The sequence below is a fragment of the Bradyrhizobium sp. SHOUNA76 genome, assembly GCF_023006445.1.
Classification (GTDB): Bacteria; Pseudomonadota; Alphaproteobacteria; order Rhizobiales; family Xanthobacteraceae; genus Bradyrhizobium.
In genome coordinates this window covers 1-18073 of record NZ_JALBHA010000074.1, presented here as the reverse complement: position 1 = coordinate 18073, position 18073 = coordinate 1, and the positions used below count along the sequence as shown (strand labels likewise).

At 64.0% G+C, this 18073-nt stretch carries 11 protein-coding genes and 2 pseudogenes; 3 read left to right on the top strand and 10 right to left on the bottom strand.

Annotated features, from left to right (window positions below; all coding sequences use genetic code 11):
* Nucleotides 1-282: pseudogene (locus tag MOV74_RS11775) on the bottom strand (RND transporter); the annotation flags it as partial.
* Nucleotides 283-970: 688 nt separating this feature from the next.
* Between MOV74_RS11775 and MOV74_RS11770 the strand changes: the two are divergent.
* On the top strand, nucleotides 971-2005 hold the full coding sequence (locus MOV74_RS11770) for a cysteine synthase A (protein WP_246921763.1): 1035 nt from the start codon (nucleotides 971-973) through the stop codon (nucleotides 2003-2005).
* Nucleotides 2006-2066: 61 nt separating this feature from the next.
* Here the strand turns inward: MOV74_RS11770 and MOV74_RS11765 are convergent, their stop codons facing one another.
* From MOV74_RS11765 to MOV74_RS11735, 7 genes are all read right to left on the bottom strand, one after another.
* Nucleotides 2067-4307 carry a glycosyltransferase family 41 protein gene (locus MOV74_RS11765; RefSeq protein WP_246921760.1) on the bottom strand — a complete coding sequence of 747 codons (2241 nt, stop codon included), beginning with the start codon at nucleotides 4305-4307 and terminating at the stop codon, nucleotides 2067-2069.
* A gap of 136 nt (nucleotides 4308-4443) precedes the next feature.
* Entirely contained in the window at nucleotides 4444-6687 is a 2244-nt protein-coding gene (locus MOV74_RS11760; protein ID WP_246921757.1) for a tetratricopeptide repeat protein, read from the bottom strand.
* A gap of 91 nt (nucleotides 6688-6778) precedes the next feature.
* The gene (locus MOV74_RS11755; protein WP_246921754.1) at nucleotides 6779-9019 is read right to left on the bottom strand and encodes a tetratricopeptide repeat protein; all 2241 of its coding nucleotides are present in this window, start codon (nucleotides 9017-9019) and stop codon (nucleotides 6779-6781) included.
* A gap of 100 nt (nucleotides 9020-9119) precedes the next feature.
* On the bottom strand, nucleotides 9120-9857 hold the full coding sequence (locus MOV74_RS11750) for an amino acid ABC transporter ATP-binding protein (protein WP_246921751.1): 738 nt from the start codon (nucleotides 9855-9857) through the stop codon (nucleotides 9120-9122).
* Nucleotides 9858-9868: 11 nt separating this feature from the next.
* Nucleotides 9869-11389: an amino acid ABC transporter permease gene (locus MOV74_RS11745; RefSeq protein ID WP_246921748.1), complete on the bottom strand. Its 1521-nt coding sequence runs from the start codon at nucleotides 11387-11389 to the stop codon at nucleotides 9869-9871.
* The gene (locus MOV74_RS11740; RefSeq protein WP_246921745.1) at nucleotides 11386-12591 is read right to left on the bottom strand and encodes an amino acid ABC transporter permease; all 1206 of its coding nucleotides are present in this window, start codon (nucleotides 12589-12591) and stop codon (nucleotides 11386-11388) included. Before MOV74_RS11740 ends, MOV74_RS11745 begins: the two co-directional genes overlap by 4 nt.
* 25 nt (nucleotides 12592-12616) lie before the next feature.
* The gene (locus tag MOV74_RS11735) at nucleotides 12617-13633 is read right to left on the bottom strand and encodes an amino acid ABC transporter substrate-binding protein (protein ID WP_246921743.1); all 1017 of its coding nucleotides are present in this window, start codon (nucleotides 13631-13633) and stop codon (nucleotides 12617-12619) included.
* 390 nt (nucleotides 13634-14023) lie between these two features.
* Between MOV74_RS11735 and metC the strand changes: the two genes are divergently transcribed.
* Together metC and MOV74_RS11725 are read left to right on the top strand one after the other, a co-directional pair.
* Nucleotides 14024-15208, top strand: a complete 1185-nt coding sequence (gene metC / locus MOV74_RS11730) for a cystathionine beta-lyase (protein ID WP_246921740.1) — start codon at nucleotides 14024-14026, stop codon at nucleotides 15206-15208.
* Nucleotides 15209-15384: 176 nt separating this feature from the next.
* Complete coding sequence (locus tag MOV74_RS11725) at nucleotides 15385-17076, top strand: Na/Pi cotransporter family protein (RefSeq protein ID WP_246921738.1); 1692 nt, start codon at nucleotides 15385-15387, stop codon at nucleotides 17074-17076.
* A gap of 185 nt (nucleotides 17077-17261) precedes the next feature.
* On the opposite strand, the gene MOV74_RS11720 is transcribed toward MOV74_RS11725, so the two are convergent.
* Nucleotides 17262-17600, bottom strand: coding sequence for a lipid-A-disaccharide synthase N-terminal domain-containing protein (locus MOV74_RS11720; protein ID WP_246921735.1), 339 nt, complete (start codon nucleotides 17598-17600; stop codon nucleotides 17262-17264).
* Nucleotides 17597-18073 (bottom strand): annotated as a pseudogene (locus tag MOV74_RS11715) (dolichol-phosphate mannosyltransferase); the annotation flags it as partial. The pseudogene MOV74_RS11715 and the gene MOV74_RS11720, both read right to left, overlap by 4 nt.

The following is an 18073-nucleotide window of genomic DNA, read 5'->3' as shown; positions in this document are numbered from 1 at the left end:
GGCCTGGACGATGCGCGAGACGGCGGCGGCGATGTCGAGGTTGACGGTCTGCGCCTCTTCCATCAGCTGCGTCAGCTCCGCGGAGCGGAAGCCACGCCACCAATCCAACGACGGCGGCGCCTCGCCCTTGCCCGCGTATTTGTACTGCGTGGGAACGTCGAGGGCGGGATCGGGAAGGTCCTGGGTCAGCACGCACGCGCCCGAGCCGGCAGCGAGGCACAATACCGCAAGCCAGCGCGCCGCGCGCCGCGTCCGGGATGCAGAACCTTCGGACCGCCGCATGGCGATCGCCGGAACATCCTGTGTCACATCCACCCCCCGCCGGGCAGATCAAGCCGCCGCGCAACCGGATTAACCGATTCGCGGCGGGACAATCGGGGGGCTTTGGACAACTCGTTCACAGTCCTGATGCTTTCTGCGGAACTTCGACATTGATACTAGCCGGGCGCTGAACCGCGGGACAGTCCCGCAGTCGCGAGATGGCCGGGCCAACGAGCCCCAAGCGGATCGATCAAAATGCAAAAGGTGCCTGTCTCGCAGAGACTTCTCTCACTCCGAAAACATTGGGAAACGTGAACAAGCTTACCAAGATTTCATGTGATATTGCTGCCACACCGGCATCGGGGCCTTTCGACGGGTCCCGCTACGCCCCGCGCGGCTTCGGCTCGGTCGCGCCCTCGCTATCCACGTTCCCTGCTGTCCTCCCGACTCGCCCTTGAAAACAAGCGGTCGTGAAGTCGCTGGTGACGACCATCATCTTCCATGCTCTGACGGAGTTTGGTCATTTCCTCCTATTGATATCCCGCCGCCCGGCCAAACGCATCATCGCCGGTCGCGCCGCTCGATAATATCCCTGTTTAGACAGGCGCTTCAGCCGGTTTCGCCGCAGCGCAAAAGCCTTCCCCTTTGCCCTCCCAAGCACTAGGTTCTGGTCAACCAGATCAACCCCCTTGGTAGCGATTTCCCTGACATGACCATTCGAAACGACGTTGTCGAAGCCATCGGCGACACCCCGCTGATCAAGCTGAAGCGCGCCTCGGAACTGACCGGCTGCACCATTCTCGGCAAGGCCGAGTTCATGAACCCCGGCCAGTCGGTCAAAGACCGTGCCGGCAAATGGATGATCCTGGAGGCCGAGAAGCGCGGCGAGCTCAAGCCCGGCGGCCTCGTGGTGGAAGCGACTGCCGGCAATACCGGCATCGGACTCGCGGTGGTGGCGAGCGCGCGCGGCTACCGCACGCTGATCGTGATCCCGGAAACGCAGAGCCAGGAAAAGAAGGACTTCCTGAAGCTGTGCGGCGCCGAGCTGATCGAGGTGCCGGCCCTGCCCTATGCCAACCCCAACAACTATCAACACGTCGGCCGGCGGCTTGCGGACGAGCTGCGCAAGACCGAGCCCAATGGCGTGCTGTTCGCAGACCAGTGGAACAACCTCGACAATGCCAAGGCACATTACGAATCGACGGGCCCCGAGATCTGGGAGCAGACCGGCGGCAAGGTCGATGGCTTCGTCTGCTCGGTCGGCAGCGGCGGCACGCTCGCCGGCACCAGCCGTTATCTGAAGGAGAAGAACAAGAACGTGCGGATCGCCTGCGCCGATCCGCACGGCGCCGGCATGTACGAATATTTCAGGACTGGCGACGCCAAGGCGACGCCCGGCGGATCGATCACCGAAGGCATCGGCCTCAACCGGGCGACCGCGATCGTCGAGACGGCCAAGGTCGACGACGCCTATCTCATTCCCGATGCCGAAGCTGTCAGCGCCATCTACGAGCTGCTCCAGCACGAGGGCCTGTGCCTCGGCGGCTCGACCGGCATCAACATCGTGGGCGCGATGCGCCTCGCAAAACAGCTCGGGCCCGGCAAGACGATCGTCACCGTGCTGTGCGATTCCGGCAGCCGCTATCAGTCGAAGCTGTTCAACGCAGATTTCATGCGCGCCAAGAACCTTCCGGTGCCGGAGTGGCTGGAGAAGCGCAGCAACATCAAGCCGCCGTTCGTGTGATCGTCGCAGGCGTCCTCAGGCCGGGGACGCGCGTCCACAAGGTCCGCGCGGTTCGGCCGGTTTATGCGCCCTCGCCGCGTTCCGAGGTCGCGGCACAATGGTCGCGCCAGAACCGGCGATAACCCTCCTCGACCCTGCGCGTGTAGATCTCGACATTGCCGGCGGGCGAGGCTGCGATCCGTGCCGGCAGCTCTGCACGCAACTTTGCCAGATGCTCGGGCCGCGCCGCATATTTGCACGCGATCGCGACATACCCCTCGTCATCCTCGGCGACCCAGTCATTGAGACCGACGGCAGCCACGATGGAGCCGCCGGCGCGCGACGAGGCGCCGTGGCCGAGCTTGGCGACGACCGGAACGCCTGCATAGAGGGATTCCCAGGTGCTGACGCCGCCGTTTTGCGGGAAAGTATCAAGCGAAATATCGACGTTGGCAAAGGCCCGCAGATGCTCAGTGCGCGCGGACGAGCCGAGGCACGTGATGTTCTCCTCGACGATGCCCTGCGCCACCAAACGGGCGAGAAGCCCGTCCCGCACCAGCGGATCGTCAAGCAGCGTATGTTTGATGATGATCTTCGATCCGGTCACCTCGCCCATCACCTTCGCCCACACACGGATGGCCTCATCCGAGATCTTGGAGATGCGATTGAAGACGCCGAAGGTTACGTGGCCGTTGCGGAGCATGGGAAGCTCCGAAGCGGGCACATCGAGGATGGGATCCATCGTGATCAGGCATGGCAGGTCATGAACCTTTTCGGCCAGCAGATGGCGGGCCGATTCCGGAATGAAGATCGGATCCGCGAGCACGTAATCCATGGTCTGCAGGCCGGTCCCCGTGGCGTGTCCAAAGCCCGTGACCTGGACCGGAGCCGGCTTGCGGGCGAAGACAGGGAGCCTGTTGCCGGTGGTATGCCCCGACACGTCGATCAGGATATCGACCTTGTCGGCCTCAATACGATCGGCCAGCTCGTCGTCCGAAAGTTGCGAGGCGTCGACCCAGACGTCCGCGAACGACTTGAACCTGGCGGTCATCTCGTCTCGCGTCGGCGAGCACGAATAGCAGACGATCTCGAATTGGGCGCGGTCGTGATGGCGCAGCACCGGTAACAGACCGAACGCCGCCGAGTGGTACCAGAACTCTGCGGACACGTAACCGACCACGATCCGCCTGTCGGGATCGAACTGCCGGGGCGCGAGCTTCCTTTGCGGCACTCGGGCGCCGAACGCTTCCCCCCAAGACTTTCGCGCGGCCTGTTGAACCGTGAAATCGGCGTCAGGAAGAAAGTCCAGAAAGTAGATCTTCCGCGCGATCAGGTCCGGCTCGTCCGGCGTGATCGCCAGCGCGGCATCGAGATGTTCGATCGCGGCCGCGATCTCTCCCTGGTTTGCAAAACAGGAACTCAGCAGCGCCAGCGCGATCGCCGAGCGCGGATTTTCCTCGAGCAACGCCGTACAGGCCAGGATCGCCTGCGCGGTATTCCCCAAACTCAGCGAGACTTCCGCCTTCCCCCGCAACGCCACTTCGAGCTTGGGCGAAAGCGCAAGTGCTGCGTCAAAATCCGCGGCCGCTCGTTCCGGCCGCGACAGCGCAAAATTGAGCCGGCCGCGGTGCGCGAGGACCTTCGCCGAACCGGGCCTGATCGCGAGCGCCGCTGCGAGGGCGGCTTCCGCCTCATCGTAGTGCTTGAGCTCGATGCTGACCACGCCTTTGCCGACGAGCGCTTCGGCGTGCCGCGGCTGAAACAACAGAGCGCGCTCGAAGCTTTGCCTGGCCCGGTCGAACCGGCCCAGCGCCAGCTCGGCCAGGCCACGATTGCAGAGCGCATCGGCATGGTCTGGCTTCAGCTTGATCGCGCGATCGTACAGCTCGATAGCCTGCTCGGGCAGGTTCATCTGGAGCAAGGTGTTGCCGAGGCCGGTCAGGGCCGGCGCAAAATTCGGCTTCAGCGCGATCGCCTTCTCCTGACACGCGCGGGCGGCCTCAAATTTCTGAAGCGCACAGTGAACGGCAGCAAGATTGTTATGGGCCTCGTGCGAACGCGGATCGATCGCGATCGCGCGCTCGAGCAGCTGTTGCGCCTCCTCCAGGCGCCCGCCCTGTTGCACGCTCAGGCCGAGCAGGTGCGTGGCGTCGAAGTGATCCGGAACGGCTTGCAGGATCTGGCGGCAGAGCGACTCGGTCTCCGCATATCTGCCCAGTCCATAGGCGCTCGCCGCGGCCGAGATGATGGCGTCGGCCTGCTTCTTCATTTTCTTCTGCAATCGCGCGTTCTGGAATGCGCGCGCGCCGGCACTGCTCTGCAAGGTGTCTCTCCGGAAGATGGCCCGTAGCGAGTCTAACTGATTCGCGCGTCAGGCCGGCCGCTCGGAGGGCCTCCGGGGATATCCCGGGGCTCACCGCGGGATCTGGCCGCGGAATGGCCTGGTGCGCCTGCCCCGCCTATGCAGTGTCGCCGCCTTCCGCGGCGGCAGCGCAATGGTCGCGCCAGAACTGGCGATAACCCGCTTCGAGCTCGCGCGTGTAGATTTCGACATTGCCGGCGGGTGAGGCTGCGATCTGCGCTGGCAAACCCGCGCGCAACTGCGCCAGATATTCGGGCTGTGAGGCAAACCTTCGGGCGATCTCGACATAGCCATCGTCATCCTCGGCGACCCAGTCGCCGAGGCCGACGGCGGTCACGATGGAGGCGCCGGCACGCGAGGAGGCTCCGTTACCGAGCTTGGCCACGACGGGAACGCCCTTGTAGAGGGATTCCCAAGTGCTGATGCCGCCATTTTGCGGGAACGTGTCGAGGGAAATATCGATCTGGTCAAACGCCATCAGGTGATCGTCGCGCGAGGTGGTGCCGAGGCACGTGATGTTCTCCTCCGCAATGCCCTGCGCGATGAAGCGTGCGATCAAGCTATCGCGCAGCAGCTGATCATCGAGCAAACCATGCTTGAGGATGATCTTCGATCCCGGCACCTCACGCATGATGGCCGACCACACACGGATCGCATCGTCCGAGATCTTGTAGATGCGGTTGAACACGCCGAACGTGACATAGCCGTTGCGGAGCATCGGCAGCTCTGAGGGCTGCAGATTGGTGACGGGCTCCATCGTGATCAGGCACGGCAGATCGTGGATCTTCTCGGGAAACAAGTGCCGGGCCGATGGCGGAATGAAGATGGGATCCGCGAGCACATAGTCCATGGTCGGCATGCCGGTGCCCGTGGCGTGACCGAAGCCGGTGGCCTGGATCGGCGCCGGCTTCCGCGCGAAACATTGCAGCCTGTTTCCCGTGGTATGGCCCGACACGTCGATCAGGATGTCGACATTGTCGGCCTGAATACGATCGGCGAGTTCGTCGTCCGAAAGCCCCCAGGCATCAACCCAGACGTCAGCCAATGATTTGAACTTGGCGGTGTACTCGTCCGCGCCCGGCCAGCAGTAGTAGCAGATGATCTCAAATTTGGTGTGATCGTGGTTGCGCAGGACCGGCAGCAGGGTGAGACCCGCCGAGTGCTGCCGGAATTCGGCGGCGACATAGCCGACCACGATCCGCTTCTCCGGATCGAGCTCCCGCTTCGGCAGCGTCCTTTTGGGAATCTTCGAGCCGATCGCATCCCACCAGGATTTTCGCACGGCCTGCTGGACCACGAAATCGGCCTCGGCACGGTAGTCTTGTAGGAATATCTTTCCTCTGATCGCATCCCCATAGTCCGGTCGGAGCGCCAGCGCACGATCGAGGTATTCGATCGCGGTGTCCATGTCGCCCTGGTTCGAATAAGCGAAGCCCATCAGCGCCACTCCCATCTCGGAGCGCGGATTTCGCTCGATCAGGGTCGTCGCGGCCGCCATCGCCTGCGCGGTTCGTCCCATGACGAGGCAGGTCTGAGCCTTGCCCCGGAGCGCCAGCTCGAGCTTGGGCGAGATCGTAAGCGCCGCCTCGAAATCCGCAAGCGCGGGCTCCAGGCGCTGCAGCTCGTAACTGAGCCGCCCGCGCTGGGCCAGGATCCTCGGCGCGCCGGGCTTGATCGCCAGCGCCGTGGCAAATTTGGCGGCCGCCTCGTCGTAGTGCCGGAGCTCCATGCTGACCATGCCGCTGCCGACGATGGCCTCGGCGTGACGGGGCTGAAACAGCAGGGCTCGATCAAAACTTTCCTTCGCGCGCATGACCTGTCCAAGCACGATCTCGACCATGCCACGATTGCAGAACGCATCGGCATAATCCGGCTTCAGCTTGATGGCGCGCTCGTGCAGCACGAGCGCCTGCTCGTACTGTCCCATATGCATCAGCGTGTTGCCGAGATTGGTGAGCGCGACAGCGAAATTCGGCTTCAGCGCGATCGCCCTCTCCTGGCAACGCCGCGCCTCGTCGTAAATGCCGAGGTCGAAATGCACGGTCGCGAGGTTGTTATGGGCATCGTGCGAGCGCGGATCGAGTGCAATCACGCGCTCCAGGAGCTCTTTCGCCTCCTCGAGGCGCCGGCCGTCGTGGGCGCACATGCCGAGCAGGTGGATAGCGTCGACATGATCCGGAAGGGCTTTCAGGATCTCACGGCACAGCGCCTCGGTCTCGGCATATCGACCCTGGCCATAGGCGTTCGCCGCAGCGGCGATGACGGCGTCGGCCTGCTTCATCAATTTCTTCTGCAATCGCGCGTTCTGAAATGCGCGCGCGCCGCCGCCGCTGTTCTGCAAGGTGTATCTCCGGAGAATGCCCTCGGCAGAGTCTAACTGATTCGCGAGCTTGGCCGGCCGGGCACCGGACCCCCGGGATTTCCCGGGGCGCCTACGCCCCCTCGCCGCGTTCCAGGGCAGCGGCACAATGATCGTGCCAGAACCGGCGATAGGCCGCTTCGACCTCACGCGTGTAGAGTTCGACATTGCCGGCAGACGAGGCTGCGATCCGAGCCGGCAGATCCGCCCGCAACTTGGCCAGCTGGGCGGGCTGCGCCGCATATTTGCATGCGATCGCGGCATAGCCGTCGTCATCCTCGGCGACCCAGTCGCCAAGGCCAACGGCCGTCACGATGGAGCCGCCGGCGCGCGACGACGCGCCGTGGCCGAGCTTGGCGACGACAGGAACGCCCGCATAGAGGGATTCCCAGGTGCTGATGCCGCCATTTTGCGGGAATGTGTCGAGGGAGATGTCGACTTTCGCAAAGGCCAGCAGATGCTCGTGGCGCGAGGTCGAGCCGAGGCACGTGATATTCTCTTCCACAATGCCATTTGCCACGAACCGCGCGATCAGGCCGTCGCGCAGCAAGGGATCGTCGAGCAGCCCGTGCTTGATAATGATCTTCGATCCCGCCACCTCACGCATCACTTTCGACCACACCCGGATCGCCTCATCCGAGATCTTGTAGATGCGGTTGAACACGCCGAAGGTCACATGGCCGTTCCGGAGCATGGGTAGTTCCGAGGGCGGCACATCCAGGATCGGATCGATCGTGATCAGGCAAGGCAGATCATGAACCTTCTCGGCCAGCAGATGGCGCTCTGATTGCGGAATGAAGATCGGATCCGCAAGAACGTAGTCCATGGTCTGAAGTCCCGTCCCCGTGGCATGTCCGAAGCCCGTGACCTGGATTGGGGCCGGCTTCCGGGCGAATACAGGGAGCCTGTTGCCGGCCGTGTGCCCCGACACGTCGATCAGGATATCGATCTTGTCGGCCTCAATACGATCGGCCAGTTCGTCGTCCGAAAGCTGCGCGGCGTCGACCCAGACGTCCGCAAGAGGCTTGAATCTCTCGGTGATCTCATCCTGCAACGGCCAGCAGGAATAGCAGACGATCTCGAACCTGGCGCGATCATGATGGCGCAGCACCGGCAACAGCGCGAACGCTGCCGAGTGGTTCCTGAATTCCGACGCGACATAACCGACCACGATCCGCCTGTCCGGATCGAGCTTCCGGGGTGGCAGTGTCCGTTGCGGCAATCCGGCGCCGATCGCATCCCACCATGATTTTCGTGCCGCCTGCTGGACCGCGAAATCGGCCTCCGGCAGATAATCCAGGATGAATATCTTGCGTGCGATGGCATCCGCATAATCCGGCGAGATCTCGAGTGCGGCGTCGAGGTGCTCGAGCGCCGTCGCGACGTCTCCCTGGTTCGCGTAGCAGGCGCCGAGTAGCACGATCGCGTAATCGGACCGCGGATTGTCCTCGAGCAGGGTCTTGACGGCGGCAATCGCCTGCGTCGTGTTCCCCAACAGAAGGTTGACCTGCGCCTTGCCACGCAGCGCGAGCTCGAGCCGTGGCGATTGCACCAGCGCCGCATCGAAATCCACGGCCGCCTGCTCCAGCCGGTACAGGTCGAAGTTGAGCCGTCCGCGCTGCGCCAGAATCCTCGGTGAGCCCGGCTTGATCGCGAGGCCTGCCGCGAGGGCGGCTTCCGCCTCCGCGTAGTGGCGGAGCTCGATGCATACCATGCCCTTGCCGGCGAGCGCTTCGGCGTGCCGCGGCTGAAACAAGAGGGCGCGCTCGAAACTCTCCTTGGCACGCTCGCACTGGCCGGTCATCAGCTCCGCCATGCCGCGATTGCAGAACGCATCGGCATAGTCCGGCCGTAGCCGGATGGCGCGTTCGTGCAGTCCGATCGCCTGCTCGCCGAGGCCGATGTTCAGCAGCGTATTGCCGAGATTGGTCAGGGTGATCGGACAATTCGGCTTCAGCGCAATGGCCTTCTCCTGGCATGCGCGGGCGTCCTTGAATTTCTGCAGATCGAAATACACGGCCCCGAGATTGCCATGGGCATCGGGCGAGCGCGGATCGAGCGCGATCGCGCGCTCAAGCAGCTGTTGCGCCTCCTCGAACCGCCCGCCCTCATACGCACGCAGGCCGAGCAGGTGCGTGGCGTGGAAATGATCCGGAACCTCTTTCAGGATCTCGCGGCAGAGCGTCTCGGCCTCCGCAAATCTGCCCTGGCCGAGTGCCTCGACCGCGAAGGACATCACGGCGTCCGCCTGCTTCCTCAACTTCTTTGCCAATCGCGCATTCTGGTATGCGCGCGCGCCGACACTGCTCTGCAAGGTCTCTCTCCGGAGGATGGCCGAAAAGACGCAAAGCTGATTCGGATGGTGCCAAGCTGGCGGGTCGCTCAGACCGGCGAGGCCACCCGATTGCAGGTGGTCACCGCAGGATCTGGCTCAGGAACAGCTTTGTGCGGGCGTGCTGAGGCGCCGCAAAGAACTCGTTCGGGGTGTTGGCCTCGATGATCTGGCCGGCGTCCATGAACACCACGCGGTTGGCGACCTCGCGGGCAAAGCCCATTTCGTGGGTGACCACCAGCATGGTCATGCCCTCCTCGGCGAGGTCCACCATGGTATCCAGCACCTCCTTGACCATCTCGGGGTCGAGTGCGGAGGTGGGCTCGTCGAACAGCATGACCTTCGGGTTCATCGTCAGGGCCCGCGCGATCGCGACGCGCTGCTGCTGGCCGCCGGACATCTGCCCCGGAAACTTGTTGGCCTGGTGCGGGATCTTGACCCGCTCCAGGAACTTCATCGCAGTCTCCTCGGCGTCCTTCTTCGGGATGTTGCGCACCCAGATCGGCGCCAGCGTGCAATTGTCCAGCACGGTCAGGTGCGGGAACAGATTGAAGCTCTGGAACACCATGCCGACTTCGCGGCGCACCGCGTCGACGTGCTTGAGGTTGGGCCCGAGCTCGATGCCGTCGACGACGATCTCGCCCTCCTGGAATTCCTCGAGCGCGTTGATGCAGCGGATCAAGGTCGACTTGCCGGAGCCCGAGGGCCCGCAGATCACGATGCGCTCGCCCTTCCGGACCGCGAGGTCGATGTCGCGCAGCACGTGAAAGTCGCCGTACCATTTGTTGAGGCCGGAAATCTTGACGATGGGGTCGGACATGGTGACCTCGATCAGTTGCGACGGTGGGCGTTGAGGCGGTGCTCGACGAACAGCGAGTAGCGCGACATTCCAAAGCAGAAGATGAAGTAGATGATCCCGGCGAAGGCGAAGCCGGTGAACGCGGTCGAGGGCGTCGACCATTTCGGATCCGAGAACGAGGCCCGCAGCGAGCCCAACAGATCGAACAGCGCCACGATCGAGACCAGCGAGGTGTCCTTGAACAGCGAGATGAAGCTGTTGACGAGGTTCGGAATGACGTGACGCAGCGCCTGCGGCAGCACGATCAGCGAGGTCGTCTTCCACCAGGACAGGCCCAGGGCCGCGGCTGCCTCGCCCTGCCCGCGCGGGATCGCAGCGAGCCCGCCGCGGACGTTCTCGGCCTGGTAGGCGCCCGTGAACAGCGCGATGCCGATCAGCGCGCGGACGAGACCGTCGACGGTGAAATTACCCGGCAGGAACAGCGGCAGCATGTAGGTGGCGAAGAACAGCACGGTGATCAGCGGCACGCCGCGCCAGAACTCGATGAAGGCGATTGAGAAGATCCGGATCAGCGGAATCGTGGAGCGGCGGCCGAGCGCCAGCGCGATGCCGATCGGCAGCGAGGTGACGATGCCGGTGACGGAGACCACCAGCGTCACCAGAAGGCCGCCCCACAGATTTGTTGCCACAACCGGCAATCCGCCGTGATCGAGCCCCATCAGCTTGATGACGATGGCGATGGCGATGAAGGTGGCGACGCTCGATGCGAGAGCCCGCCCGCCGGTGCGAACGCCGCCGCCGAGAACGAAGGCGATCAGGGAGACGATCGCAGCCGTGATGGCGAAATCGGTCCAGACCGATTGGCCCGTTCCCAGGAGTTGGTCACGCAGCCAGGTCAGCGGAAAGATCAGCCAATAAATCCCCGTGCCGACCAGCACGATGAAATTGCCGACAATCCAGAAGAGCGGTGCGACGGCCGACGTCTTGCTGAGAGCGAGCAGGGCCTGTCCGGCATTGACGATGCTCTCGTCGAACAGCTGCAGCAGGTCAGCCGTCCAGCTCAGGCCAAAGCCCTTGATGCCGCCGCCGTGCAGCAGGAAGAAGGCGACCACGGGAAAGGCGAAGAAGAACACGCCGGCATTCAGGCCCTTTGCCGGCAGCCGGGGAATGAGCATCGGCACCAGCAGGACCACCGCCAGGACGAATGTGAGATTGACGCGCCAGCGCTCGGCCTCGGGATAGAAGCCGTAGATCAGTTGCGGCAGCTTGGCCTGGATATAAGGCCAGCAGGCACCGACGGCAAAGCCGGCGTTCTCCGTGAGGCATGCCGTGCGGTCCTTGCCGCTCCACACCGCGTCCACCATCAGGAACCTGACGGAGGGAATGATGGTGAACCACAGCAGCAAGGCGCCCACGATCGTGAGCAGGATGTTGGTCGGCGAGTTGAACAGGCGCGTCCGCATCAGGCCGACAAAGCCCGTGGTCTTCACCGGCGCAGGACGCTCGGTGAGGAGGTCCTGGCGGACGAAGCTGTTCGAGGCGATATCGCTCATGCGCCGAGACTCCGGCTGACGCGCCAACCGTAGACGCTCATGACGGCGCTGGTGAGCAGCGAGATCAGGAGATAGATGCCCATGGTCATGGCGATGATCTCGATCGCCTGCCCGGTCTGGCTCAGCGACGTGCCGGCGAACACGGAGACGAGGTCAGGATAGCCGATCGCGACCGCCAGCGACGAGTTCTTGGTGAGATTGAGGTACTGGTTGGTCAGCGGCGGCACGATGACGCGCATGGCCTGCGGCACCACGATCAGCCGGAGCGTCGTGCCGCGGCTGAGGCCGAGCGAGGACCCCGCCTCCATCTGTCCCTTGTGAACGGACAGGATGCCGGCGCGCACGATCTCGGCGATGAAGGCGGCGGTATAGGTCGACAGCGCCAGCGTCAGCGCCACGAACTCCGGAATGATGCGCGAGCCGCCGGCGAAGTTGAAACCCTTCAGCTGCGGCAGCTCGAAGGTGAATGGCCGACCGAACACCAGCATCGCGGCGAGCGGCAGCCCGAACAGCAGACCCAGCACATAGGGCCAGATCCGGATCATCCGCCCTTCCTGAAACAATGCGCGCCGGGCATAGAAGCGCAAGGCCAGTGCCGCGACGACGCCGAGCGCCAGCATCGCCAGGAACGGCTCGAGGCCGCTCTGGCCTATCGGACTGGGAACGACGAGGCCGCGATTGCTGACAAAGGCAATGCCGAACAGCGAGATGCTCTGCCGCGGATTGGGCAAGGCCGCGAGCACCGCGAGGTACCAGAACAGGATCTGGAACAGCACCGGCAGGTTGCGGATGATCTCGACATAGATCTCGCCGACGCGCGACAACAGCCAATTGGGCGAGAGCCGGCATAGCGCGACGGTGAACCCGATCAACGTGGCGAAGACGATGCCTACCACCGAGACCACGAGTGTGTTGAGGAGACCGACTACGAACACGCGCAGGAACGTGTCCGAGCCGGTGTAGGAGATCAGGGTCTGGTTGACGTCGAAGCCGGCATTGTTCCGCAAGAAGCCGAAGCCGGCGGCGATGTGCTGGTTCTCGAGGTTGGCGCGGGCGTTGGAGACGATCTCGTAGCCGATCCAGCCCAGGATCGCCGCGAAGGCAAACTGGACGGCGACGCCGTTCCAGCCTGCCTTGCCGCCCAGAATGCGCCGGATCTTCAGCGCGATCTGGGGCGGCGGTTTTCGGGCCTCGGTGCTCATGCCGCTGCCAGCGGGTCAGAGGCGATCAGCGGATCGGCGGCGCGTACTGGAGACCGCCCTTGTTCCAGAGATTGTTGAGACCGCGGTTGATGGCGAGCGGCGAGCCCGCGCCGACATTGCGATCGAACACTTCGCCGTAATTGCCGACCGCCTTCACGACCCGCACCACCCAGTCCTTGGTCAAACCGAGCTGTTCGCCGAAATTGCCGTCGGTGCCGAGAACGCGCTTCAACTCGGGATTTTCCAGCTTCGCTTTCTCGTCGACGTTTTTCGAGGTCACGCCGAGCTCTTCGGCGGTGATCATCGCGAACAGCGTCCACTTCACGATGTCGAACCACTGGTCGTCGCCGTGGCGCACCATCGGGCCGAGCGGCTCCTTCGAGATGATCTCGGGGAGCACCATGTGGTCGTTGGGATTGGCGAGCTTCAGGCGATTGGCGTAGAGGCCCGACTGGTCGGTGGTGAAGACGTCGCAGCGCCCGGCTTCATAGGCCTTGACCGTTTCGTCGTTGGTGCCGAATGCGATCACCTCGTACTTCATGTTGTTGGCCTTGAAGTAGTCGGCGAGATTCTGCTCGGTGGTAGTGCCGGTCTGCACGCAGACCGAGGCGCTGTTGAGCTCGAGCGCCGAATTCACCTTGAGCGACTTCTTCACCATGAAGCCCTGCCCGTCATAATAGGTCACGCCGGTGAAGTTGGCGCCGAGCGAGGTATCACGCGAGATGGTCCAGGTGGTGTTGCGCGAGAGCAGGTCGATTTCACCGGATTGCAGCGCGGTGAAGCGGTCCTTGGCGGACAGCGGCACATATTTGACCTTGGTCGCATCGTTGAAGATCGCCCCGGCGATCGCCCGGCAAACGTCGACGTCGAGCCCGGTCCAGTTGCCCTTGTCGTCGGGCGAGGAGAATCCCGGCAGGCCCTGGCTGACGCCGCAGGACAACATGCCCCGATCCTTGATGGTCTTGAGCGTTTGCGCGTCGGCGGCTTGGGAAGAGAGGCCTGCGGCGAGAGCAAGGGTGAGAGCCAGGGTTACGCGTTTCATGGGCTTTGGGCCTTTCAAAGTCGTCTCAAGGAATGTTGTCTCAGGATCATCTCTGCCGGGGCCAGGCGTATCACGACCAGCCCTGCAAGAGTCATGCTGGAAAACCTTGCCGAACACCCGCCGATCCCGGGAGGCCAATACCTTAATCCCCGCCGCAGGCGCCCGCCATCATGGCTGTGACGCAAAGTCCGGTCAGGCGATGGATCGAAGGTCGCGGCAGGCCCCTCAACATGCGGCGACTGAATAGCACCCGCGCATCTCAGAACGACTGGCGTGCCGGGTCAAGGGGTTGACGGGACTCTTCTGTGTTCTGTTATTAACGACAGCGGCCTTTCGGCCAGCCCGTCAGGCGCTAGGCCCGAGCGGAAACGCGGTTTTGAAAGCAGACGCATGGATTCCTCGCACCCCCAAGAGCAGCACGCCGAGACCCGGCTGGTTACCTCCGGCCGCGACACCAAGGCGCAGAAGGGGTTCGTCAATCCGCCGGTCTTCCACGGCTCGACCGTGCTCTACCCGACCGCCGAGGACCTGCACGCCCATCGCGGCGAGTTCACCTATGGCCGCCACGGTTCCCCCACCACCAAGGCGTTCCAGGAGACGCTGATGGCGCTGGAGGGGCCGCAATGCGCCGGCGTCGGCATCGTGCCGTCGGGCCTGTCGGCGATCTCCACCACCCTGCTCTCGGTGCTGAAGACCGGGGACCATCTCCTGGTTTGCGACAACGTCTATCGGCCCTCGCGCAATTTCTGCAACGGCATGCTCGTGCGCTATGGCGTCGAGACCACCTATTTCGACCCGATGATTGGCGCCGGCATTGAAAAACTGTTCAAGCCGAACACCCGGGCGGTGCTGGTGGAGGCGCCGGGCTCGCAATCGTTCGAGATGCCCGACATCCGCGCCATCGCCGAGGTCGCGCATGCGCGCGATGCGCTCGTCATCGACGACAACACCTGGGCAACCCCGCTCTATCACCGCTCGCTCGAACAGGGCGTCGACATCAGCATGCAGGCCGCCACCAAATATATCGGCGGCCATTCCGACATCATGTTCGGCACCATCTCGGCCAGTGCCAGGGCCTGGCCGATGGTCGCCGAGGGCATCCGCCTGCTCGGCGTCTGCGCCGGTCCCGACGACGTCTTCCTCGCGCTGCGTGGCCTGCGCACGCTGTCGGTGCGGCTGGCGCAGCATCATCGCTCCGGGCTCGACATGGCGCGCTGGCTGGCTAGCCGGCCCGAGGTCGCGCGCGTCCTGCATCCGGGGTTGGAGACCGATCCCGGTCACGCCATCTGGAAGCGCGACTTCACCGGCGCGTCAGGCCTGTTCAGCATCGTCCTGAAGCCGGCGCCGCAGAAGGCGGTCGACACCATGCTCAACACGCTCACACTGTTCGGCATGGGCTTCTCCTGGGGCGGCTTCGAGAGCCTTGCAATTCCCTTCGACTGCGACGCCTATCGCACCGCGACCAAGTGGGCGCCGGGCGGCCCTACCCTGCGTCTGCACATCGGTCTCGAAAGCGTCGACGATCTCAAGGCCGATCTCGATCGCGGCTTCGCTGCCCTCAAAGCGGCAATGTGAGCCTGCTCACAAGGCATCGCGCCTGCGGACGCGGCATCGCGCGCCGGCGGACGCGCAACGCGCGCCGCGGGAACGTGACGCACTCGTAAACGTTAACGCCGATGCCCCAACAAATGGTTTGAACCTCAAGCATTTGGCGCTAGCCTTACCAATCGACTCCAATCCGGATACGGAGCATGGGAACGTTGGTTCTGCTCGATCTCATGGGCGGCGTTGCGCTGTTGTTGTGGGGCCTGCACATGGTCCACAGCGGGATTTTGCGCGCGTTCGGCCCGGACCTGCGGCGACTGCTCGGCAAGGCCCTGAGCAATCGCGTCAGCGCCTTTGCCGCCGGACTCGGGCTCACCGCGCTGCTCCAGAGCAGCACGGCGACCGCCCTGATCACCTCTTCATTCGCGGCCGAAGGCCTCGTCAGCCTCGCCGCTGCGCTCGCCATCATGCTCGGGGCCAATGTCGGCACGACACTGATCGTGCAGGTGCTGTCGTTCAACATCGCGGCCGTCGCACCCGTGCTGTTCGTGCTCGGGCTCGTCGCCTTCCGCTCGGGCCCGCGCTCGCGGATCAAGGACATCGGCCGCGTTTGCATCGGCCTCGGCCTGATGCTGCTTTCGCTGCACATCCTGCTCGACACGCTGGCGCCGGCGGAGAACGCGCCCGGCGTCCGCATCGTGATGTCGGCCATCACGGGCGATCCTGTCCTGTGCATCGTCATCGCGGCCCTCGTCACCTGGGCGGTGCATTCGAGCGTCGCGAGCGTGCTCCTGATCATGTCGCTGGCCTATTCGCAGTTCATCACGCCCTACGCGGCGCTGGCGCTGGTGCTCGGGGCCAATCTCGGCAGCGCCATCAATCCCGTGTTCGAGGGCGCCAAGCGGTACGATCCCGCAAGCTATCGCCTGCCGCTCGGCAATCTCGTCAACCGCGTGATCGGGATTGCCCTCGTCCTGCCCTTCCTGGGCGCGATCGCCGAGCACATGCACGCCTGGCAGCCCGATCTCGCCAAGATGACCGCGGCTTTCCACATCGCCTTCAATATCGGCACGGCCATTATCTTCATCGGCCTGCTCGACACCATGTCGCGCCTGCTCATCCGCCTCTTGCCGGATCGCGTGCAGGAGGCCGACCCCGCCCGACCGCGCTATCTTGACGAGACCGCGCTGGAGACGCCATCACTGGCGCTCGCGGACGCCGCCCGCGAGACCTTGCGCATGGGCGATCTCGTCGAGGTCATGCTGCGCAAGGTGATGGCTGCGATGATGACAGGCGACCGCGCGCTGGTTGACCAGGTCTCCAAGATGGACAATTTCGTCGACGGGCTCGACGAGGCGATCAAGCTCTACGTGACCAAATTGATGCGGGGCAGCCTCGACGAGAGCGAAGGGCGGCGAGCGATGGAGATCATCTCCTTCGCCATCAACCTCGAACATATCGGCGACATCATCGACAAGAGCCTGAGCGAACTCGCCACCAAGAAGATCAAGCGGCGCTTCCAGTTCTCGGCGGAAGGCGCCGACGAGCTCGCCGCCTTCCACAAGCGCACCATGGACTCGCTGCGGATCGCGTTCGGCGTCTTCATGTCGAGCGACGCCAACGAGGCGCGCAAGCTGCTGGTGGAGAAAACCGCGCTGCGCAACACCGAGCTTGCGGCGGTCGAACGGCATCTCGACCGCTTGCGCGAGGGCCGGCCCGAAACCATCGAAACGACGTCGCTGCATCTCGACGTGCTGCGCGACCTCAGACGCATCCACTCGCACATCTGCTCGGTCGCCTATCCCGTGCTGGATGCGGCAGGTGAGCCCTATCGCAGGAGCGAGGCGGAGACAGCCGCCTTGCCCGCCTCTGGCGCGGCCTCGGCGCTGCCGCGCTAGAGCGGACTGGCTTTAGGTTGAATCAATCGCCGCGGCTCGTTCACCCTCTCCCGCTTGCGGGAGAGGTCGGCGCGAAGCGCCGGGAGACGGCTTCCTCCTCTAGGGGATTGTCCCATTGCGGAGACACCCTCTCCACCCCTCTCCCGCAAGCGGGAGAGGGAGCGCACTTCCGTACGCGCTAGCGCTCAGCGATCCAGCGTCTTCGAAGCGCGGCCGCGGTTCTTCACGATCAGCATGATGTTGCGGATATAGATGATGGTTGCGAGCGATTGTCCGAGGATGATCACCGGCTCGCGCTTCACGACGCCATAGACCAGCGTCATCAGCCCGCCGCCCATCGAGCAGAACCAGAACGCCATCGGCACCACGCTGTTGCCGGCGCGCTCGCTCGCGATCCACTGCACCAGGAAGCGCGCCGTGAAGAACAGCTGCGCGACCAGGCCGAATGCCAGCCAGAAATCGAACTTGGCGACGAAGACGTCGTAGAGATAGTTGCTCAGCGCCTGACCGTATTGGATGATCATGCGTTCACCTCAGTCACATCTGGTGTCGGCTTCTTGCGGCGGATCAGCCACCACACCCCGGCGAGATCCATGATGCCGATCCACAGCCGATCGAAGAAACCGTAGTTCGACACGCCGGAATGGCGCGGCCGGTCGATCACGTCGACATAGGCGATCTCGTAGCCTTCGCGGCGGACCAGCGCCGGCAGGAAGCGATGCAGCCCGTCGAAATAGGGCATCATCAGGAAGACCTCGCGCCGGAATGCCTTCAACCCGCAGCCGGTATCCCGCGTGCCGTCCTTCAGGATGGCGTTGCGGACGCCGTTGGCCACGCGCGACTGGAATTTCTTGAAGCCGGTATCCTTGCGTCCGACGCGCTGACCCGCAGCGAGGCCGACGCGCCCTGCTCCCTTCTCGACCGCCGAGATCAGGTCGGGCAGGAAGGCTGGATTGTTCTGGCCGTCGCCGTCGAGCGTTGCCACGACCACCCCGCG